The sequence below is a fragment of the Planococcus sp. APC 3906 genome, assembly GCF_030407685.1.
In the GTDB taxonomy this organism is placed as follows: domain Bacteria; phylum Bacillota; class Bacilli; order Bacillales_A; family Planococcaceae; genus Planococcus; species Planococcus koreensis.
Genome location: NZ_JASDCW010000017.1, coordinates 1 through 20,130 on the forward strand (window position 1 = coordinate 1; position 20,130 = coordinate 20,130).

At 47.0% G+C, this 20,130-nt stretch carries 19 protein-coding genes, 1 tRNA gene and 1 other RNA gene; 16 read left to right on the forward strand and 5 right to left on the reverse strand.

Going from position 1 to position 20,130, the window contains the following annotated elements; all coding sequences use genetic code 11:
• Nucleotides 1-396 precede the first annotated feature (396 nt).
• Nucleotides 397-1,008 carry an ATP-dependent Clp endopeptidase proteolytic subunit ClpP gene (gene clpP / locus QMA09_RS10755; protein WP_135501084.1) on the reverse strand — a complete coding sequence of 204 codons (612 nt, stop codon included), beginning with the start codon at nucleotides 1,006-1,008 and terminating at the stop codon, nucleotides 397-399.
• Between the two features lie 172 nt (nucleotides 1,009-1,180).
• Between clpP and QMA09_RS10760 the strand changes: the two genes are divergently transcribed.
• The 13 genes from QMA09_RS10760 (at nucleotide 1,181) to ssrA (ending at nucleotide 13,674) form a co-directional block, all read left to right on the forward strand.
• Nucleotides 1,181-1,252: transfer RNA gene (locus tag QMA09_RS10760), tRNA-Arg, on the forward strand.
• Nucleotides 1,253-1,525: 273 nt separating this feature from the next.
• Nucleotides 1,526-1,756 (forward strand): glutaredoxin family protein, encoded by a 231-nt coding sequence (locus QMA09_RS10765; protein ID WP_290213139.1) that lies wholly within the window; start codon nucleotides 1,526-1,528, stop codon nucleotides 1,754-1,756.
• Between the two features lie 107 nt (nucleotides 1,757-1,863).
• Complete coding sequence (locus QMA09_RS10770; RefSeq protein ID WP_135501092.1) at nucleotides 1,864-2,907, forward strand: sugar-binding transcriptional regulator; 1,044 nt, start codon at nucleotides 1,864-1,866, stop codon at nucleotides 2,905-2,907.
• Complete coding sequence (gap, locus tag QMA09_RS10775; RefSeq protein WP_135501094.1) at nucleotides 2,908-3,912, forward strand: type I glyceraldehyde-3-phosphate dehydrogenase; 1,005 nt, start codon at nucleotides 2,908-2,910, stop codon at nucleotides 3,910-3,912. It abuts the gene before it with no gap.
• A 110-nt stretch (nucleotides 3,913-4,022) separates the two neighbouring features.
• On the forward strand, nucleotides 4,023-5,204 hold the full coding sequence (locus QMA09_RS10780; RefSeq protein ID WP_290213187.1) for a phosphoglycerate kinase: 1,182 nt from the start codon (nucleotides 4,023-4,025) through the stop codon (nucleotides 5,202-5,204).
• 14 nt (nucleotides 5,205-5,218) lie between these two features.
• Complete coding sequence (gene tpiA, locus QMA09_RS10785; RefSeq protein WP_290213140.1) at nucleotides 5,219-5,980, forward strand: triose-phosphate isomerase; 762 nt, start codon at nucleotides 5,219-5,221, stop codon at nucleotides 5,978-5,980.
• Complete coding sequence (gene gpmI, locus QMA09_RS10790) at nucleotides 5,973-7,505, forward strand: 2,3-bisphosphoglycerate-independent phosphoglycerate mutase (RefSeq protein ID WP_135501100.1); 1,533 nt, start codon at nucleotides 5,973-5,975, stop codon at nucleotides 7,503-7,505. The genes tpiA and gpmI overlap by 8 nt, the downstream gene beginning before the upstream one ends.
• A 20-nt stretch (nucleotides 7,506-7,525) precedes the next feature.
• A complete protein-coding gene (eno, locus tag QMA09_RS10795) occupies nucleotides 7,526-8,821 on the forward strand; it encodes a phosphopyruvate hydratase (protein ID WP_290213141.1) in 1,296 nt (431 codons plus the stop codon).
• Nucleotides 8,822-8,917: 96 nt separating this feature from the next.
• On the forward strand, nucleotides 8,918-9,145 hold the full coding sequence (gene secG, locus QMA09_RS10800) for a preprotein translocase subunit SecG (RefSeq protein ID WP_135501104.1): 228 nt from the start codon (nucleotides 8,918-8,920) through the stop codon (nucleotides 9,143-9,145).
• A 453-nt stretch (nucleotides 9,146-9,598) separates the two neighbouring features.
• Nucleotides 9,599-10,345 carry an alpha/beta hydrolase gene (locus QMA09_RS10805; protein ID WP_135501106.1) on the forward strand — a complete coding sequence of 249 codons (747 nt, stop codon included), beginning with the start codon at nucleotides 9,599-9,601 and terminating at the stop codon, nucleotides 10,343-10,345.
• A 25-nt stretch (nucleotides 10,346-10,370) separates the two neighbouring features.
• A complete protein-coding gene (gene rnr / locus QMA09_RS10810) occupies nucleotides 10,371-12,722 on the forward strand; it encodes a ribonuclease R (RefSeq protein ID WP_290213142.1) in 2,352 nt (783 codons plus the stop codon).
• A gap of 53 nt (nucleotides 12,723-12,775) precedes the next feature.
• Nucleotides 12,776-13,240, forward strand: a complete 465-nt coding sequence (gene smpB / locus QMA09_RS10815; RefSeq protein WP_135501110.1) for an SsrA-binding protein SmpB — start codon at nucleotides 12,776-12,778, stop codon at nucleotides 13,238-13,240.
• An 81-nt stretch (nucleotides 13,241-13,321) separates the two neighbouring features.
• Nucleotides 13,322-13,674, forward strand: a transfer-messenger RNA (tmRNA) gene (gene ssrA / locus QMA09_RS10820).
• Nucleotides 13,675-13,802: 128 nt separating this feature from the next.
• Here the strand turns inward: ssrA and QMA09_RS10825 are convergent.
• The 3 genes from QMA09_RS10825 to QMA09_RS10835 form a co-directional block, all read right to left on the reverse strand.
• The gene (locus QMA09_RS10825) at nucleotides 13,803-15,275 is read right to left on the reverse strand and encodes an aldehyde dehydrogenase family protein (protein WP_290213143.1); all 1,473 of its coding nucleotides are present in this window, start codon (nucleotides 15,273-15,275) and stop codon (nucleotides 13,803-13,805) included.
• 272 nt (nucleotides 15,276-15,547) lie between these two features.
• The gene (locus QMA09_RS10830; protein ID WP_290213144.1) at nucleotides 15,548-16,753 is read right to left on the reverse strand and encodes an MFS transporter; all 1,206 of its coding nucleotides are present in this window, start codon (nucleotides 16,751-16,753) and stop codon (nucleotides 15,548-15,550) included.
• Between the two features lie 302 nt (nucleotides 16,754-17,055).
• Nucleotides 17,056-17,595 carry a short-chain dehydrogenase gene (locus QMA09_RS10835; RefSeq protein ID WP_290213145.1) on the reverse strand — a complete coding sequence of 180 codons (540 nt, stop codon included), beginning with the start codon at nucleotides 17,593-17,595 and terminating at the stop codon, nucleotides 17,056-17,058.
• A 245-nt stretch (nucleotides 17,596-17,840) separates the two neighbouring features.
• Between QMA09_RS10835 and QMA09_RS10840 the strand changes: the two genes are divergently transcribed.
• The 3 genes from QMA09_RS10840 (at nucleotide 17,841) to QMA09_RS10850 (ending at nucleotide 19,111) form a co-directional block, all read left to right on the forward strand.
• The gene (locus QMA09_RS10840; RefSeq protein WP_290213188.1) at nucleotides 17,841-18,284 is read left to right on the forward strand and encodes an NUDIX hydrolase; all 444 of its coding nucleotides are present in this window, start codon (nucleotides 17,841-17,843) and stop codon (nucleotides 18,282-18,284) included.
• An 80-nt stretch (nucleotides 18,285-18,364) separates the two neighbouring features.
• On the forward strand, nucleotides 18,365-18,886 hold the full coding sequence (locus tag QMA09_RS10845) for a GNAT family N-acetyltransferase (RefSeq protein ID WP_290213146.1): 522 nt from the start codon (nucleotides 18,365-18,367) through the stop codon (nucleotides 18,884-18,886).
• An 18-nt stretch (nucleotides 18,887-18,904) separates the two neighbouring features.
• A complete protein-coding gene (locus QMA09_RS10850) occupies nucleotides 18,905-19,111 on the forward strand; it encodes a hypothetical protein (protein WP_290213147.1) in 207 nt (68 codons plus the stop codon).
• 95 nt (nucleotides 19,112-19,206) lie between these two features.
• Here the strand turns inward: QMA09_RS10850 and QMA09_RS10855 are convergent, their stop codons facing one another.
• Nucleotides 19,207-19,995, reverse strand: coding sequence for a class I SAM-dependent methyltransferase (locus tag QMA09_RS10855; RefSeq protein ID WP_290213148.1), 789 nt, complete (start codon nucleotides 19,993-19,995; stop codon nucleotides 19,207-19,209).
• Nucleotides 19,996-20,130: the final 135 nt, after the last annotated feature.

Here is a 20,130-nt window from a genome sequence, read left to right on the forward strand (position 1 = left end):
AAACAATGGTTCTTTATGTTGTCATCTATCTATTTTACATAGTAGGGTCTTCAGCTCGCGCTGTTCCGCTGGAGTCGCCGCCTTGCGCTTCATTCAAATGTGATTCTAAATAGCAAAACTGTTCTTTATTAAAAATATAAAAGATACACTTTCTGTCTTTCTTGCTAATCTCCAGATATGAAGCAAAACAGCGGAGGCGCCTTACTGCTCCTGCATCGCGCTCGCCGGCGGCATAAGAGATGTGCTCCTGCAGCACTTCGTGCTTCGTCGCAAAGGTATTGCCCCAATTCTTGGGTCAATACCTTCGCAGCTGTTTTGCGGAATATCGGCACTTGAAACTCTTGCTCTGATACACAAAAAAATCCCGCAGCTTCGAAAAGCTGCGGGATTTCTGTTTTAGATATCTTCTTTAGTGTGCTGAGGCAATTTGCTGCGAGTGATGATTTGGTCGATCAAACCATACTCAAGCGCACGCTCTGCAGTCATGAAGTTATCGCGGTCTGTATCTTTGGAAATGACATCCAAAGATTGGCCAGTGCGTTCTGACAAGATCGTGTTCAATTTCTCACGAAGGAACAAGATGCGTTTTGCGGCAATCTCGATTTCCGTCGCTTGGCCTTGCGCACCGCCAAGTGGTTGGTGAATCATGACTTCAGCATTCGGCAACGCATAGCGTTTGCCTTTCGTGCCGGCTGCCAATAGGAAAGCTCCCATTGAAGCGGCCATGCCGATGCAGATGGTTTGGACATCCGGACGGATGAACTGCATTGTGTCATAAATCGCCATACCGGCTGTAATGCTGCCGCCAGGGCTGTTGATGTAGATCGAAATATCTTTATCTGGATCTTCAGCTTCAAGGAACAGCAACTGTGCAACGATAGAGTTGGCAACATTATCGTCAATTCCGCTGCCCAGCATGATAACGCGGTCTTTCAGCAAACGTGAGTAAATATCATAGGCACGTTCGCCGCGGCTCGTTTGTTCAATTACTGTTGGAATTAAATTCATGGATAATTTCCTCCTCATAATAAGGTATTGGCTAACTATACTGAAATCTTCTTCAGCTGTAATAATATCATACACATCTTGGTCAATGAAGGTCAAATCTAACGAATTGAAAAAACAAGCTTGAAATGTTTTGTATCTCTGTATATAATAGAAAAGTCGCCAATAGTGACCTGCCCTCGTAGTGTAATGGATCACACGTAAGATTCCGGTTCTTAAGATGGGAGTTCGATTCTCTCCGAGGGCATACATAAGCAGCGCATCTTTTCCAGCAAAGTGGAGAAGGTGCGCTGTTTTTTTCTTTTGCTGCTATAACTGAATAGAGGACATCCAAGCCAAGCTGGCATCTACCCGGCACTTTACCCGGAAGCGGCTGCCGAATATAATTGGAGTAGTGAATCGCTAGAAACACAGGCGGCTTCTTTATATAGAAGACGAAGATGCCAGGGCAGTTATTTAGATCCTGCTTCTTCCGAGAGCAGTGGAGCTGGCCGAGGATGGTAACGAAAGAAGGGTGAACATGATTACATTATTCACACGGACAAATTGTCCGTTATGCGATGAAGCAAAGCTCATGCTGAAACTGGTCCAGGAGGATTTCGATATCGACTGGACGGAAGTGGACATCGAAAGCGATGACGCTTTGCATGAAAAATACATGCTGATGATTCCCGTGATCGAGCGCAATAGTGAAACGATCATCTACGGCAATATCGGCTATATTGAATTATTGGAAGCGTTAGAACTTTAACGCTTCTTTTTATTTGCATTTATTCGAAAGCTCAGCTAGAATGAAATGAGTGGGACAGAATAAAAGTGTTGGGACGTAAATTGTCCCATGCGAAAAGGAGTGACTGAATGGATCCATTAACGGAAGCGCAGAACAAGCTCGTGCCGGAAATGACCGACCTCCTGAAAAAACGCTATCAGATTTTACAGGCTATCCAGAGAGAACAGCCCATTGGCAGGCGCGCACTCAGCGAACTTGCCGGCATGAAAGAACGCGATATCCGCAACGAAACTGATTTGTTGCGCAGCCAACAGCTGATAAAAGCAAAAACCGCTGGAATGGTTGTTACCGATCAAGGTGCAGCTGTTCTGGAGGCCTTGAAAGAATTCATGCGCGAAGTTTCCGGACTTTCGCACATGGAGCAGCAATTGAAATCCATTTTGGGAATCGCGCGGGTGCACATTGTCCCGCAAGACAGCGACGACATGCCGGCCGTCAAAGGCGATATCGGCAAAGAAGCTGCCCGGCTTCTTGAATCACGGTTCGCCCAGCATAAAATTGTTGCGGTGACCGGCGGCAGCACGATGGCAGCCATCTCGAAAGAGTTATCCACTGACAGGAAAGACAACGCGCTTCAATTTGTCGCTGCACGCGGCGGCTTGGGCGAAGATGTCCTCCACCAAGCGAACACCATTGCATCGGCATTTGCCGCCAAAACCGGCGGCTCGGTCAAAACGCTGTACCTGCCGGATCACCTTAGCGCGGAAGCGTTCGAGATGATGCTGCGCGAACCGGTCATTAAAGACATGATGGACCATTACGACCGGACGGATATCGTGGTGCATGGAATCGGCAATGCCGAGGAAATTGCATTGCAGCGAAAATCTTCCAGCGAAGAAGTGGAACATATCCGATCCGGCGGCGCAGTAAGCGAAGCATTCGGGTACTACTTCAACGCTCAAGGAGAAGTGGTTTATCGCATCCGTACAGCGGGAATCCAATTGGAGCAAGTCAAAAATGCCGCATTCATCCTGGCAGTAGCCGGGGGGCATTCGAAAGCACAGGCAATTCTATCGTATTGCAAAATTGCAGCCAAAGGGACGGTGCTCGTCACTGATGAAGGGGCGGCCCGGCAAATAATTGAACTTACACAAAAACTGGAGGAATTATAAATGACTTTAAAATTAGCAATTAACGGATTCGGACGCATCGGACGCATTGTTTTCCGCCAAGCATTGATTCATGAAGAAGTGGAAGTAGTAGCAGTAAACGATTTGACTGACGCGAAAATGCTTGCACACTTGTTGAAATACGATTCAGTCCACGGAACGATGGACGCTGAAATTTCTTCTGAAGGCGAATACTTGATCGTCAACGGCAAGAAAATCAAAGTCTTCTCTGAAAAAGATCCTTCGAACCTTCCATGGGGCGAATTGAACATCGACATCGTTGTTGAATCGACTGGATTCTTCACTGACGCTGAAGCGGCTGAAAAACACATCGAAGCTGGCGCGAAAAAAGTCATCGTTTCTGCACCGGGCAAAAACATGAAAACTCTTGTTATGGGCGTTAACCATGAAAGCTACGATCCAGCAGAAGACAAAGTCGTTTCAAATGCATCTTGTACAACAAACGGCTTAGCTGGAATGTCCAAAGTATTGAACGACAAATTCGGCATCAAACGTGCGATGATGACTACGATCCACTCATACACGAATGACCAGATCTTGCTTGACTCACCGCATAAAGATTACCGCCGTGCACGTGCAGCTGCAGAATCCATGATTCCGACAACTACAGGCGCAGCAGTAGCGGTAACAAAAGTATTGCCGGAATTGGTCGGCAAATTGGACGGAATGGCAATCCGCGTTCCTACACCAAACGTTTCATTGATCGACTTGGTCGCTGAACTTGAAACTTCAACAACGATTGAAGAAGTAAACGCAGCGCTTAAAGAAGCATCTGAAAACGAATTGAAAGGCTTCTTGGAATACAGCGAACTTCCGCTTGTCTCAAGAGACTATAACGGCGTAAAAGCTTCAGCGACTGTTGATGCATTGTCAACGATGGAACTTGGCGGCAACATGGTGAAAGTCCTTGCTTGGTACGATAATGAGTCTGGCTACTCAGCACGCTGCATCGACTTGGCTCTTCACATGTACAAAACAGGCTTGTAATCTCAAAATCATAGCTTAATTACCGATGAACCTCTATAATGAAAGAGGGTAAAAGGGGTGGGGATTTACCCCGCCCCTTATTTTTTTATATGAACGGGAGGATTTTCATGTTGAAGAAAATGACCATGAAAGACGTGGACTTAAAAGGGAAACGCGTATTTTGCCGAGTGGATTTCAATGTTCCGATGTCAGAAGGAAAAGTGACAGACGACACACGAATCCGCGCAGCTGTTCCAACGATTGAATACTTGATCGAAAACGGAGCAAAAGTTATTTTGGCAAGTCATTTAGGCCGCCCGAAAGGCGCAGTCAACGAAGACATGAGACTGGCAGCAGCAGGAGCCAGGTTAACCGAATTATTACATAAACAAGTTAAGAGCCTCGATGAGTCGATCGGGGAGAAAGTGGAACAGGAAATTTCGGCAATGGCTGAAGGCGATGTCATCCTGCTTGAAAACGTCCGTTTCCACGCAGGCGAAGAAAAGAATGATCCTGAACTCGCCAAAGCATTCGCAGCGCTGGCAGATGTTTTCGTCAATGATGCATTCGGCGCCGCGCACCGTGCGCACGCATCGACTGCCGGCATTGCCGAGCACCTGACAGCGGTATCCGGCTTGTTATTGGAAAAAGAACTGGATGTCCTTGGCAAAGCCTTGTCTGAACCGGACCGTCCGTTTACGGCGATCATCGGTGGAGCGAAAGTCAAAGACAAAATCGGGGTCATCGACCATCTTTTGGATAAAGTCGATAACCTGATCATCGGCGGCGGCTTGTCGTATACATTCAGCAAAGCGCAAGGCAATGAAGTCGGGAACTCGCTGCTTGAAGAAGACAAAATCGACCTTGCTAAATCATTCATTGAAAAAGCGAAGGACAAAGGCGTCAACTTATACATGCCGATTGATGTCGTCGTAGCAAAAGAATTTTCAAACGATGGCGAAACAAAAGTCGTGGGGATTTCTGAAATTCCTTCCGACTGGATGGGCCTCGATATCGGACCTGAGACCGCGAAAACTTATGCGGATGTCATCAAAAATTCGAAGCTGGTCATCTGGAACGGGCCTATGGGCGTGTTTGAAATGAGTTCATTCGAAAACGGCACGAAATCCGTCGCGCAAGCAATGGCGGAAACAGAAGCTTATACGATTATCGGCGGAGGAGACTCTGCGGCGGCTGTCGAGAAATTCAACGTAGCTGACAAAATGGACCATATCTCTACGGGCGGCGGTGCTTCCCTTGAGTTTATGGAAGGCAAGGATCTGCCTGGCGTTACTGCATTAACCGATAAATAGAAGGAGTGGTTTTGTTGAGAAAGCCGATTATAGCAGGAAACTGGAAAATGTATAAAACTTTTTCTGAAGCAAAAGAATTTGTCGAAGAAGTGAAAGGCCTCGCGCCGGACGCGGACAAAGTCGATTCAGTGATTTGTGCGCCAGCGCTGTTTTTGCAGCAGCTGGCAGCATCAACAGAAGGCAGCCCGCTACACATCGGGGCGCAGACGATGCACGAAGAAAAAGAAGGAGCGTTCACCGGCGAAATCAGCCCTGCGCAATTAGCGGATCTTGGCATCCAATACGCCATTATCGGGCATTCGGAGCGCCGCCAGTATTTCAACGAAACGGACGCTTCCGTCAACAAAAAAGTGCATGCCGCGTTTGAATACGGCATCACGCCGATCATGTGCGTCGGTGAAAGCTTGGAGCAGCGCGAAAGCGGTTCTACAGGCGACATCGTCGAACAGCAAGTGGCTGAAGGGCTGAAAGGCCTGTCAGCAGAACAGGCAGCTCAGACGGTCATTGCATATGAACCGATCTGGGCGATTGGCACAGGCAAAACGGCAACTGCAGAAGATGCCAATGAAGTCTGCGGCATTATCCGCAAAAAAGTGGCATCGCTTTACGATGAAAATACAGCACAGCAAGTACGCATCCAATACGGCGGCAGTGTGAAACCAGCGAACATCGAGGAATTGATGGGCATGGAGCACATTGACGGTGCATTAGTCGGCGGAGCGAGCCTGGAAGCGGAGTCTTATGTGAAATTGCTAGAGGCGGGATTGCATGCGTAATACAGAATATCCAGTAGCATTGATTATCTTGGATGGTTTCGGCTTCCGGGCAGAGAACTTCGGGAACGCAGTGGCTCAGGCGAAAAAACCGAATTTCGATCAATTATGGAATGAATATCCGCACAGCTTGCTGACGGCATCCGGTGAAGCGGTAGGCTTGCCGGAAGGGCAAATGGGCAATTCCGAAGTCGGGCACCTGAATATCGGCGCCGGACGGATTGTATACCAGAATTTGACGCGCATCCATAAATCGATCAAAGACGGTGATTTCTTCGGAAATCCAGCATTTCTGGAAGCTGTTGCGAATGCCAAACAAAACGGCACTGCACTTCATTTAATGGGGCTGCTGTCTGACGGTGGCGTCCATAGCCATTACGAGCACCTTTTCGCGTTATTGAAACTTGCGAAACAGCACGGACTGACTGAAGTCTATGTACATGGATTCTTGGACGGCCGCGATGTCGGCCCTCAGACTGCATTGAAATATGTAGAAGAAACCGAGCGCCAAATGGCTGAAATCGGCGTCGGCAAATTCGCTTCAATCAGCGGCCGCTATTACGCAATGGACCGCGACAATCGCTGGGAGCGGGTTGAACTCGCCTACCGTGTGCTTGTCGACGGTGTCGGCGGAGCAGCGGAAAGCGCGAGCGAAGGGATTGCCAAGTCCTATGAAACAGGCGCCAATGACGAATTCGTCTTGCCGTTCGCGGTGACTGAGAACGGCGCGCCGGTTGGAACGATTAAAACAGGCGATTCTGTCCTGTTCTTCAATTTCCGTCCGGACCGCGCCATTCAACTGACATCGGCATTTGTGAAGGAAGATTTCAAGGGCTTCCCGCAAGGACCGAATAAACCACAGAATTTAACGTTTGTTACCTTTACCAGCTACAGCGATGAATTGCCGACCCGGGTCGCATTCGATACGCTGGATCTGGAAAATACAATCGGGGAAGTATTATCGGAAAGCGGTTTGCGCCAATTGCGCATCGCCGAAACCGAAAAATATCCGCACGTCACGTTCTTTATGAGCGGCGGCCGTGAAGATGTATTTCCGGGGGAAAAGCGCATTTTGGTGGATTCACCGAAAGTGGCGACTTATGACCTGAAGCCGGAAATGAGCGCATACGAAGTGACGGACCAATTATTGAAGGAGATCAATGATGATGCATTTGACGCCATCATCTTGAACTTTGCAAATCCGGATATGGTGGGCCACAGCGGAATGCTGGTGCCGACAATCCGGGCGATTGAAGTCGTCGACGAATGCCTCGGCAGAATCGTCGAAGCCTTGCACGCTAAAGGCGGCGCGGCCGTTATCACAGCGGACCACGGCAATGCTGACGAAGTGCTGACGCTCGAAGGCAATCCGATGACGGCGCATACGACGAATAAAGTACCATTAATCGTTACGAAACCAGGCGTCGTGCTGAGAGAAGACGGTATTCTTGCCGATTTGGCACCGACTGTCTTGAAATTATTGAACGTTGACCAACCGGCAGAAATGACCGGAAAACCATTATTCTAAACTAAGGGAGCTGTTTTTAAATGCCGATTATCACTGACATTCTTGCACGAGAAGTACTAGATTCACGAGGAAACCCTACAATTGAAGTTGAAGTATTCACAGAAAGCGGCGCATTCGGACGTGCAATCGTTCCTTCAGGCGCATCAACTGGGGAGCACGAAGCAGTTGAACTTCGCGATGGCGATAAAGGCCGTTACCTTGGTAAAGGCGTACTAAAAGCTGTAGACCACGTAAACAATGAAATCGCTGCTGAAATCGAAGAAAATTTTTCGGTCCTTGACCAAGTTGCAATCGACAACGCATTGATCGAGCTTGACGGCACAGAAAACAAAGGGCGTTTAGGCGCGAATGCAATCCTTGGTGTTTCCATGGCAGTTGCGCACGCAGCTTCAGATTACTTGGATATTCCGTTGTACCAATACTTGGGCGGCATGAACGCGAAGCAATTGCCGGTACCGATGATGAACATCTTGAACGGCGGCGAGCACGCTGACAACAATGTTGATATCCAGGAATTCATGGTTATGCCAGTCGGAGCAGAAACTTTCCGCCACGCAGTACGCATGGGCGCAGAAATTTTCCATAACCTGAAAAGCGTATTGAAAGAAAAAGGCTATAACACTTCAGTGGGCGACGAAGGCGGTTTTGCACCGAACCTTGGTTCAAACGAAGAAGCTTTATCAACAATCATTGAAGCAATTGAAAAAGCGGGCTACAAGCCAGGCGAAGATGTTTTGCTGGCAATGGATGTTGCTTCATCTGAATTGTACGATAAAGAAAAAGGCGTTTATAACCTGCCAGGCGACAACACAGTGAAAACGTCTGCTGAAATGGTTGACTGGTACGCAGAGCTTTGCGAAAAATACCCAATCATTTCAATCGAAGACGGCTTGGATGAAAACGACTGGGCTGGCCACAAACTATTGACTGAGCGCATCGGCGGAAAAGTTCAATTGGTCGGCGATGATTTGTTCGTAACGAATACGAAAAAATTGGCTCAAGGAATCGAAGAAGGCATCTCAAACTCGATCTTGATCAAAGTTAACCAAATCGGTACATTGACAGAAACATTTGATGCAATCGAAATGGCGAAGCGCGCAGGCTACACAGCTGTCATCAGCCACCGTTCAGGCGAATCGGAAGATGTAACGATTGCGGATATCGCAGTTGCTACAAATGCCGGCCAAATTAAAACGGGTGCTCCTTCACGTACTGACCGTGTTGCGAAATATAACCAATTGCTGCGCATCGAAGACCAGCTCAACGATTCTGCACAATACCTTGGCTTGAAAACTTTCTACAACTTGAAAAAATAAGGCTTTAGCGTTAGTTCTTCTATTGCTATTGTCATATTTATAAGTTTTTGGTAAACTAGTTCTTGTTGTGGAAGTTCTTTTCAGGAGGTGGAATTTATGCATACGTTGTTAGTAACCTTATTGGTTATCGTATCGCTCGCTTTAATTGTTGTCGTATTATTGCAATCAGGAAAAAGTGCAGGTCTTTCAGGAGCCATCTCCGGTGGAGCAGAGCAACTTTTCGGCAAGCAAAAAGCTCGTGGAGTAGACTTGGTCCTTCATCGGGTAACGATTGTACTTGCTGCCTTATTCTTTATTTTGGCTATTGCCGTAACTAAAGCTTAATGTAGACGATTAATCGCCTGACCATTTCACTGGTTAGGCGTTTTCTTTTTATAACGATATAATAATAAGTAGCTGCAGATATTTCATAAAGCAAATTGGTAACACAAGGTAATATGAATTCCGATATTCCGCAAAACAGCTACGCTTGCCGCGGGCGAGCGCCAAGCCTCCTCAGTCGCTTCGCTCCTTGCGGGGTCTCGGCTGTCTCGCTTTCCCGCAGGCGTCTCCGCTGTTTTGCTCCATATCGAGAGATATCTCTTAGCTGAGGCGCGTCAAGGGGCTAGGCGAAGCAAGAAGACAGGTGTTCTTCCTGTCTTCTTGCGAGAGTCATGCCCAAAGCGACCGAAGCGATTTATTAAGCTTAAAATTATTTAGTTTAAATTATTCATGATGATAGACAAGACAAAACTTGATATGTTCAATGATTACTGAACAAATGAATGGAGGATTTTTATGCGAGTTTCGCAGCCAAAACCATTTTTCTTTAAAGCAGGCCCGAGAGCGGTCTTGTTGTTGCATGGATTTACAGGAAATTCAGCGGATGTCCGGATGCTGGGGCGCTTTCTTGAGAAAAACGGCTATACGTCGATTGCGCCGCATTATGCGGGGCATGGCGTGGAGCCGGAGAAACTGATTCCGACGGGGCCGGAAGATTGGTGGCAGGATGTCGAGTCGGCTTATGAACAATTGAAAGAAGAAGGCTATGAAGAAATCGCGGTTGCCGGATTGTCGCTTGGGGGCGTATTCGCGCTGAAGTTAGGGTATACATTCCCCATAAAGGGACTTGTGACGATGTGCGCTCCGATGTACATGAAAACGACTGAATTGATGTACGAGGGCGTGTTGAAATATGCGCGTGAATACAAGAAATATGAAGGAAAAGACGACGCGCTTATCGAAGAGGAAATGAAGAAGTTCCAGGAGCGCCCGATGGAATCTTTGCAGTATCTCCGGGAACTGATCCAGGAAGTGCGTGGACAGGTGGATCATATTTATGCGCCGCTATTCGTGGTCCAAGGCACGTTGGATGATGTCATCGATACCGATTCGGCCAATGTCATTTACGATCAGGCAGAGTCGATCGATAAACAGATCAAGTGGTACGAAGAATCGGGGCACGTCATTACACTTGATAAAGAGAAAGAACAATTGCACGAAGATATTTTAGAATTTCTTGAATCGCTCGATTGGAGCGTGTGAGAATTTCGAATAGGAGGAATTGGGAATGGCTAATAATGAAATGTCGCTTGAACAACGTTTATTGACCTTTATGCGCGAAGATGCGTATAATCCGTTAACTGTAAAAGAAATTGAAGAACAATTCGGTTTCGAAGATGCGGATGAGTTCAAGGAACTTGTGAAAACATTGGTGAAACTTGAAGAAAAAGGGCTGCTGGTGCGTTCGCGCGCTGACCGCTATGGCGTCCCTGAACGCATGAATTTGATGCGCGGTAAATTTATCGGGCATGCCAAAGGCTTCGGCTTTGTGGCTCCGGAAGAGGCGGGCTTGGACGATGTGTTTATTCCGCCGACAGAAGTGAATGGGGCAGTGAATGGCGATAAAGTCATGATCCGTGTATCTGAAGGATCATCTGGCGATCGCCGTGAAGGCGCGATTATCCGCATTTTGGAACGCGGCACGACGAAAGTGGTCGGTACGTTCCAAGATAACCGCGGTTTCGGCTTTGTTGTGCCGGATGATAAAAAGATGAATATGGATGTATTTATTGCCAAAGATGATACGCTTGGCGCAGTGGACGGCCATAAAGTGGTCGTTGAAATCACGGGCTGGCCGGAAGGGCGCAAGTCCGCTACGGGCATGGTGTCACAGATCCTTGGCCATAAGAACGATCCGGGCGTTGACATTTTGTCGATTATCCACAAGCACGGCATCGAAACGGAATTTCCGCAAGACGTGCTGGACCAGGCGAATGATGTACCGGAAGAAATCGATCCAGCTGATTTGAACAATCGCCGCGACTTGCGCGGGGAGCAAATCGTGACAATCGATGGCGCCGACGCGAAAGATTTGGATGATGCGGTTCAAGTGGTGAAATTGGAAGACGGCACGTATAAATTAGGTGTCCATATTGCGGATGTCAGCCATTACGTCACGGAAGGTTCGCCGATTGACCGCGAAGCTTACGACCGCGCAACGAGTATTTACCTGACAGACCGGGTTATTCCGATGATTCCACACCGTTTGTCGAACGGCATTTGCTCGCTGAATCCGCAAGTCGACCGTTTGACGCTATCGTGTGAAATGATCTTCAACGACATGGGCGAAGTGTTGTCGCATGACATTTTCCAAAGTGTCATCAACACATCAGCGCGTATGACTTATACGGATGTTTATGAAATTCTGGAACTCGACAATAAAGAGTTGAAAGAAAAATACACTGACTTGGTGCCGATGTTCGAATTGATGAAGGACTTGGCCGAAATTCTTCGCGGACGCCGCATGCGCCGCGGGGCAATCGATTTCGATTTCAAGGAAGCGAAAGTCATTGTTGACGAAGAAGGCTATCCGATTGATGTTGTTGTCCGCGAACGGACGGTTTCTGAGCGTTTGATCGAAGAGTTCATGCTGGCTGCCAACGAAACAGTCGCTGAACATTTCCATCACATGGAAGTGCCATCGTTGTACCGGATCCACGAAGATCCAAAACCGGAAAAACTTCAGCGTTTCTTTGAATTCATCACGAATTTCGGGATCGTTGTCAAAGGCAGCGGAACGCAAGTTGAACCGAGTGCGCTGCAGGAAATCATCAATTCGATAAAAGATTCACCTGAAGAAGCGGTTGTTTCGACGATGATGCTGCGCTCGATGCAGCAGGCGAAATATTCATCGGACAGCGTAGGGCATTTCGGTCTTGCAAGTGAATACTATACGCATTTCACTTCACCGATCCGCCGTTACCCGGATTTGATTATCCACCGCTTGATCCGTACGTATTTGATTAATAAAGACTTGTCGAAAGCGACGATCATGCATTGGGAAGCGAATATGGACGACATCGCGGAGCATACATCAGCGCGCGAACGCCGTGCAGTCGATGCCGAACGCGATACGGATGCTTTGAAGAAATCCCAGTACATGGCTGATAAAATCGGCGAAGAATTCGAAGGCATCATTTCATCGGTCACGAATTTTGGCTTGTTCATCGAGTTGCCGAATACGATTGAAGGCTTGGTCCACGTGTCGAATATGACAGATGATTTCTACCGTTTCGACGACCGCCAGATGATGATGATCGGCGAACGGACAAACCGCCAATTCCGCATCGGCGATGAAATCCAGATCAAAGTGATCGGGGTAAAACCGGAAGAATCTTCGATTGATTTCGAAATTGTCGGCATGCCGCAAAGCAAGCGCCGCACAAGCAGAGATGCACCGAAAGTGATCCGTGCCGGCAAACGGGACGGAGACGCGAAAGGCAAAGGCCGAGGCGGCAGCGGCAAGCCAGGCGGCGGAAAACCGGGAAGCAAACCGGGAGAAGCTCCAGGGCGCAAACCGAAAAGCCAGAAGAAGAAGTTTTACGAAGGCGCCGCGAAACGCGGAGGCAAAAAGAAATAATGAGGGGGCGGCTCTCCAACCGCTCTTTTCTATCAATTATGAGGTGAAGCAATATGGCAAAGGGTGAAGGGAAAGTCATAGCCCAGAACAAAAAAGCCGGCTTCGATTACGCGATTGAAGAAACGATCGAAGCTGGCATTGTCCTGCAAGGGACAGAGATCAAATCTGCCCGCAACGGGAAGGTCCAGCTGGTGGATGCATTTGTGCGGATCCGGAACGGCGAAGCATGGATTTCGAATATGCACATCGCACCTTACGAGCAGGGGAATATCTTCAACCACGATCCGACACGGGTTCGGAAATTGCTTTTGCATAAAAAACAAATCAACGAATTGATTGGCGTGTCGAAAGTGCAGGGAGCGGCAATCATTCCGCTGAAAATGTACTTGAAAGACGGCTACGCGAAAGTGCTGCTTGGCGTCGGTAAAGGGAAGAAGAACTACGATAAGCGCCAGGACCTGAAAAAGAAAGACGCGAAACGGGAAATTGACCGTGCAATGAAAGAACGCAGCCGTTAAGCTTGAAGTCTGACCAATCTTGTCTTATACTAATGGTATAGCACTTAAGGCTGATCGCCTTTCCGTGTTCCTTTAATATGAGGGGACGTTACGGATTCGACAGGGATGATCTGGGCTTGGGTTGCGCGTCGGAGGGTCGGCTCCGTAAAAACGCGTTTATAACAACTGGCAAAACAAACCAAAACCTAGCATTCGCAGCGTAAGCTCGGATCTGCTTTATCTATCCATCGCCCATGTGGCTAGGTAAAGCTCAACTTTAGTGGGATACGGCAGGCAGTGCCACTTGAGCTGCTTGCAAGAGATTCGCAAGTTAGTGCCCAGGACGCCCGCTTATTGGCAGATTGACGCATGAAACCCTAATAAGTAAGCTACACGCGTAGACGCTCAAGTAGCGGAGTTTCTGGACGCGGGTTCGACTCCCGCCGTCTCCATTTTGGAGAAAAAGGATCTTACGAAAAGCGCCAAAACCTAGTCATTAGGTTTTGGCGCTTTTTTGTGTTGTATTCTAATATCAAAAAACCAGCAACCCCATTCCTGGGATCGCTGGCTTTTAAGCATTTATCTATTCTTTCGTATTATCAACAAATGCTCCGTATTGTCGGCGCTGGTGCTGCACCGACAGCCATTTCAAGGTGGTGAACTCTTCAAGTACCCATTCGCCGTTAAAGCGGCCGAGGCCTGATTCTTTTTCGCCGCCGAATGGCATATGTGCTTCGTCGTTGACCGATTGGTCGTTGACGTGGATCATGCCGGTCTCGATTTGGTGGGCGATGTTCGTGCCGCGGTCGATGTTTGAAGAATGGACGGCGCCGCTCAATCCGAATGGATAGGCATTGGCCATGTCGACTACTTCTTCATCGGTTTTGAACGGAATCAGAATGGCTACAGGACCGAAGATTTCGTTTTCCGCAAGCGGCATGTCGTTGGTGACGCCTGTTAATACAGTCGGCTCAAGGACGTTGCCATCAGCATTGCCGCCAAGGCGTAATTTAGCGCCTTGTTCAACAGTTGCGTCGATGTCTTTTAGGATGCGGTCAACTTGATCGCGGTTGATGAGCGGTCCGACTTGCGTATCCTGCTCAGCCGGGTTGCCGAATTTTATTTTGCCGGCACGGGCGATGAATTGTTCTGCGAATTCTTCGTAAATGTCCTCGTGGACAAAGATGCGGTTGATCGCCATGCAGATCTGGCCTTGGTGGTAGAATTTGCCGAACAACGCGGAATCGACGGCTTGGTCGATGTTCGCATCATTCAAGACGATGAAGTTATTATTGCCGCCAAGCTCCAATGCCGTTTTCTTCAATGCGCCGCCGGCCAATTCGCCGATGCGTTTTCCGACAGGCGTAGAACCTGTGAATGAAATCAAACGCGGTGTCGGGTGCTTGACGATGTCATCACCAATCTCAGAGCCGCGTCCAACAACAACGTTCAGCAAGCCTTTAGGCAAGCCGGCTGCTTCGAAAATGCTGGCGAACAGCAAGCCGCCTGTAACCGGTGTGTCAGTAGCGGGTTTAATGACAACGGCATTGCCCGTAGCAATCGCCGGTGCGATCGAACGGATTGCCAAGTGCAATGGGAAGTTCCACGGGCTGATGATGCCGATGACGCCAAGTGGATTGCGGTAGACGCGGTTTTCTTTGCCTGCTTGCTGGGAAGGAAGAATCTTGCCTTCCATGCGGTAAGGGAAAGTCGCCGCTTCTTTCAGGATGTTGATCGATGCGCCAAATTCAACGGTCGCTTTGATGAACGTGCTGCCGGCTTCCTTGATAAGCCAGTCGATGATGAGCTCTTTGTTTTCGAGCATGACTTCTTGTGCTTTTTCAATGACGGCACGCTTCGTCTGCGGCAATTCTTTTGCCCAGGCCACTTGCGCCTCTGCTGCAGCTTTGTAAGCGGCATCCAAATCATTCTTATCGGCTGCTTGTGTAATGGCGAGTTCTTCGCCTGTAAACGGATTTGTGTTTCTCATTTGGCTATCACTAGAGCCTGTAATCCATTCACCATTTATATATATCTTTGAAAAATCGGTTTTCATTTAAAATCGTCTCCATTCTTTTTTTGTTCCCGTTGTAAGATCGAACGGGTCCTTGTTAAATGCACCTTCTCTGTTTACCCCTCTGCTTAGTTACTTTAAACAAGTTACATACCTTTCTTTACAAACAGTTTACTGCGTCTTCATAAGTTGGACTTATTTATGTCTTCATTCTAGATTAGGGGTTAGCAGAGATAAGAAGTGTCTTTGGAGCAGCTAATTGAAAAAGCAAAACAGGAGACAGCCGAATTTACGTGGCTGTCTCCTGTTTTTTTTTATTGTTGTGCAGTTTTCCATAAAAGAATTCGGCCTTTAAAAGCAATCAGGCTGGCTGCTGCCAGCAATAGGCCAGCAATCACAAAGACGGTGCGGATGCCGAATGCATCCGCCAGCACACCCATCAATAAGGAGGCGACTCCGAAGGTTCCGGTACCGATCGCACCAAGTGTAGTGAAAACGGTCGGCAATGCTTCCCTCGGTACGCTCGTCTGGATGACGGTCTGCTGCGGAATGTTCTTGAGCTGGCCGAATATGCCGACGAGAAAGGATAGGGCTAGCGCCAATAATGGCACATTATTCATTCCGAACAGCAGCGTTACGGCACTGCTGAGAAAAGCACCGGCAAAAATGAACGTGCCGAGGTTCTTCTCAATCGATCCGGCAAAGCGCAGGCAAAGGAGGCTGCCGCCGATCAAGCCCAAGAAGAAGGAGCCGTTGATGAAGCCCCACCATTTCTCGTTCACCAATAAGGCGTCGCTGACAAAAACATAGAGGATGGCGGCAATCCACACCGTGCCGGCAATCGTCTCCAAGACATCCATCCAGGCAAGGCGTTTCAAGACAGGCGTAGAAGACACCGTCTGCCAGCCTTTGGTGATTTGCTGCCATCTTCCTAGCTCTTTGGCTGGCTGGAGATGGACAGGCTCCAAAAGGCTTAATAACAAGCTGGACAATAAAAACAATCCTGCTGTTAACCACAGCAGCTCATCCGCTGCGAGCCAGATCAACAAGGAGCTGCCGATAAACCACATAGCGGTTTGAATTCCTTGCGTGACCGATTCGGAAATGCTGTTAGCTTTCATGAGCAGGCTATTGTCCACATAAGCCGGTATGAGCGAGCGGGTGACGGGATTGGCGCAGCCATCAAGCAGCGCAATCAAAGCCAGCACGGCGAACAGCAGGATATAATTGGCCATGGAAAGCAGGGGCAGCAGCAAAGCAAGTACAACTAGCAATCCCGTTTTTCCGAACTGGGAAACGGCTAGCAGCAATTTTAAGTTGAAGCGCTGCATCAGCAAGGGTGTTAACGTGTTCGAAACGAACATCGCACCGGTGATCGTAAACGGCACAAAAGCTGCCGCAGTGGCTGAGCCGGTCAATTCAAAAATGGCATAGATGACGCTGACGATATATAAAATGTCGCCGGTGTTGGCAAGCGACTGCCCGGCCAGCAGCAAGTTAAAATTTCTATTCAGTTTCATGATTCTTATCCCCCAAGAGTTTAATTCGGATACTGTCTATTCAAGGGGGGATCAAATTGGACTGATGGTCATGGACGATGTTCCTTTCAGGTGAACGATAAATCTTGGGGGGGGATTTATCAGACGTTTTTGTTATATTCATTATACGCGAAAGAATTGGAAAATAAATGGTGAAAGTAGATAATGGATTTGGTAAAAAGATAAACTGATATTATATTGGATGTGCTTTGGGGAATGCTAAGAGAGCGGGGAAGTTTTAGACATTGGTTCAGGAAATATCGTGAACTTTATGGGGCATACCCTTAAGGGCGCTTATCCCATGGTTCAGTCGTTCCAATCACCGATTCGGGCTTCCCTGATAGAACGGAATCGATGACGCCTTGCGAAATTTCATCATGCGTCAGCCAGCGGGAAATCCCATTTTCTATTTTGAAGCCCAACTGGATTTGGTGATAAAAAACATGATTGGGTACTGCTGTTTTAGCTTTTATATCCTTCAAATTTGAACTGCTGCCACTCACGTGAAAAAACGCCATAGGCTGATTGGCAGGAAGCATTTCCAGCATGCAAGGAATGACGTGCGGCCCGGTTGAATGCACCCAGGCAACGACCAATTCGATTGGCCCATTCTGTTGTTGGATGGAGCGGATTTGTTCTGCCAATTCCTCGGTATTGGTGTAGTCGACTAATACCGGTGTCAGCTGCGTAGGATTCTGTTCCAGCAACTGCTGCATCTTTTCAGGATTTCTGCCGATTACAGAAACGTGAAAGCCGTTTTCTGATAACCAAACCGAAGCCTGTGAAAGCATGCCGGTTCCGCCGATGACCAATGCGTGTTTCATTCGTTTCACTCCCCATTTTTTGCTCCTAAGTCTCGCTGTTTATTATTAAATAAGTATTTTCATTATACTATAATATTCTGGAAACTAATTGGATTAAAATGGTGGAGTTGGATATAGTTAAAGATAGGCATCAAGTATTTTCTCGAAGCAATGGAGCAGAAAATTGCCCTAAAGCGATGAGGACAATTGTTTTGTTGGTAAAAGGCGCGCTATACATAGAAGAAGATGAAACGGGAGTTGAGAAGATGTTTATTGTAAATGTGGAAGGTGCAATTTATAAGGATGAAAAGTGGCTGATTGTCCGGAGAAGCGACAAAGAAGACCATGCGCCGGGTGCGCTGGCTTTAGTGGGCGGCCAAGTGGATCAGGAAGGGAACTCGACCGATATTCTGGAACGTACATTGATAAGAGAAGTCGAGGAAGAAGTGGGGATAACGGTTTCGAATCTTGCCTACGTAAATAGTTCATCATTTGTCACAGATTCCGGCATTCCAGTCGTTGATATCGTCTTCCTGTGCTCGTATGAATTCGGAGAGCCATTCGTTAAAGATCCCGACGAAGTGGCAAGCGTTGCTTGGATGAGTACGCAAGAAATTTTGGACAGCGAAGAAATTCCAAGCTTTTTGAAAGTGAATATCGGGCTTGCTGACGACTTGGTAAAAAGCAATTCAGCATCTTTTTCGTATTAATAGAGTGCTGACTAATTTCAATTAAATGAGCTTATTAGCTAGAGAAAGGTGCGTGTAGGTTATTGGAGATTTCAATACATATGCTGCAAGAAGTTGATGCTCAAGACTTATTTGATTTCGAAATTAAAAATCGCGGATTTTTTGAAAGAATGGTGCCGAGCAGAGGAGACGACTATTATATTTGGGAAAGTTTTATAAAAAGACATCAAGCATTACTCAATGAACAGCAAACTGGCCTCTCTCATTTTTACCTGATCAAAGACACTGCTGGAAAAATTGTAGGCAGAATCAATTTGGTGGATATCGATATAACACCTGGAACAGCAGAGCTTGGCTTTAGAGTAGGTGAATCCTTTGTCGGAAAAGGCATTGGAAACAAAGCATTAAGCCTGTTGCTGAACACAGATTTGGACATCAAGCGAATTACCGCAAAAACAACTACTGTAAATAAGGCTTCTCAAAAGGTGCTGCAAAATAACGGCTTTGTCCAAACGGCTATGGACAATGAAGAGTTTGAAATGAATGGCCAAAAAATGAAATTCATTCATTACCTTTGGAAGAAAAAGAATTCCACACATAAGAAACATATGACAACTATCTAAAACAGAGGGAGGCATCATATGAATAATCGAAATTGGTTTATAAGTTTCGGGTTATTAATAATCCTTATTTTTGGCGGTGGTTTTCTCATTCGTTTGATTCGGGACGGAGATTTTTATATTGCTGAGATGATCGGAAGCATCATAGGGATAATGATTTTATCCATAGGAGCTTTTTCGAAGAAGAAAAATTCAGCGGTCAAATCCTTGGATTGGCGGAGTAAATAGCGGTCTTAGCAAAAGGGTAATTTGAATAGGCTAGTATTGGATACCAATAAAAGAGAAGGGGACAATGCGTAATATAGCATCGTTCCCTCCTTTTGCTATTGAGCTTCAAAAAGACCAGAAGCTTTAGTGATCCTGATAAATCCGCCATCTTTCTTTTTCTTCTCTTCCAGGAAGAGCCTGAATTCCGTTAATTTACGAACCGTTAATTGATCTTTTAAATTGGTATGAGTAGATAGTAGATATGCGATAACCGGCTCGGCATCTGGAATTTTTAAACCGTCTGCAAACAGTTTCAGTTTCACTTTCGAGAAGTAAGGCTTTAATTGGGCTGCGCCGCTTTCCAGCCCGAATGCTTTGGCGTTATTGGCAGCAGATGAGAAATCGAGCGAAGGATCAAATTCACTGAGCAAAGTTCCAAACTCCATTAAATGCTGTTCTCCGATTGTAGCGGCATACAACTTTCCGCCAGGTTTTAAGACCCGCCGGATTTCCTGTAATCCTTTTTTTCTATTTTCTACATGATAAAGCATAAAATTGGCGGCAACGATGTCGAAACTATTATCGGGGTAAGGAATGCTTTCGATATTAATTTGCTCAAATTGAATAGCTGCCAAGTTCGTTAGTTTTCGTTGAGCATCAGCAAGCATGCCGGGAGAAAAATCGGAAAGCACCACATTCCAGCCATTAGGGATGAGTTGCTCATTTTTTGCCCAAAACGTGCCATCTCCGCAACCGAGTTCCAGGAGTTTGCTTCCGGAATCTATTTGATATTGTTCAAAAAGCCACGTAAACCAATCTTTTTTGTTCAAACTATATAACTCATGCAGTTTAATGCGGGCTTCTAAGTTCGAAGCATTGTGATATTGCTCGATCAACTCTTCCACAACAATTCCCCCTTTAAAAAGTGCTTTTTCCTGCACTCTTCCCATAATACTATAATATTCTGTAAATTAATTGGATTTAAATAAGTCAATTGGATATAGTAGAGAAAGACGGCTAATTTCCTTATTAAGTAAATT

Bases quoted from the DNA above. Each gene is read 5' to 3' on its own strand.
- clpP (WP_135501084.1), bottom strand. From the start codon at position 1,008: ATGAATTTAATTCCAACAGTAATTGAACAAACGAGCCGCGGCGAACGT.
- QMA09_RS10765 (WP_290213139.1), top strand. From the start codon at position 1,526: ATGATTACATTATTCACACGGACAAATTGTCCGTTATGCGATGAAGCA.
- QMA09_RS10770 (WP_135501092.1), top strand. From the start codon at position 1,864: ATGGATCCATTAACGGAAGCGCAGAACAAGCTCGTGCCGGAAATGACC.
- gap (WP_135501094.1), top strand. From the start codon at position 2,908: ATGACTTTAAAATTAGCAATTAACGGATTCGGACGCATCGGACGCATT.
- gpmI (WP_135501100.1), top strand. From the start codon at position 5,973: ATGCGTAATACAGAATATCCAGTAGCATTGATTATCTTGGATGGTTTC.
- eno (WP_290213141.1), top strand. From the start codon at position 7,526: ATGCCGATTATCACTGACATTCTTGCACGAGAAGTACTAGATTCACGA.
- secG (WP_135501104.1), top strand. From the start codon at position 8,918: ATGCATACGTTGTTAGTAACCTTATTGGTTATCGTATCGCTCGCTTTA.
- QMA09_RS10805 (WP_135501106.1), top strand. From the start codon at position 9,599: ATGCGAGTTTCGCAGCCAAAACCATTTTTCTTTAAAGCAGGCCCGAGA.
- rnr (WP_290213142.1), top strand. From the start codon at position 10,371: ATGGCTAATAATGAAATGTCGCTTGAACAACGTTTATTGACCTTTATG.
- smpB (WP_135501110.1), top strand. From the start codon at position 12,776: ATGGCAAAGGGTGAAGGGAAAGTCATAGCCCAGAACAAAAAAGCCGGC.
- QMA09_RS10825 (WP_290213143.1), bottom strand. From the start codon at position 15,275: ATGAAAACCGATTTTTCAAAGATATATATAAATGGTGAATGGATTACA.
- QMA09_RS10830 (WP_290213144.1), bottom strand. From the start codon at position 16,753: ATGAAACTGAATAGAAATTTTAACTTGCTGCTGGCCGGGCAGTCGCTT.
- QMA09_RS10835 (WP_290213145.1), bottom strand. From the start codon at position 17,595: ATGAAACACGCATTGGTCATCGGCGGAACCGGCATGCTTTCACAGGCT.
- QMA09_RS10840 (WP_290213188.1), top strand. From the start codon at position 17,841: ATGTTTATTGTAAATGTGGAAGGTGCAATTTATAAGGATGAAAAGTGG.
- QMA09_RS10845 (WP_290213146.1), top strand. From the start codon at position 18,365: ATGCTGCAAGAAGTTGATGCTCAAGACTTATTTGATTTCGAAATTAAA.
- QMA09_RS10850 (WP_290213147.1), top strand. From the start codon at position 18,905: ATGAATAATCGAAATTGGTTTATAAGTTTCGGGTTATTAATAATCCTT.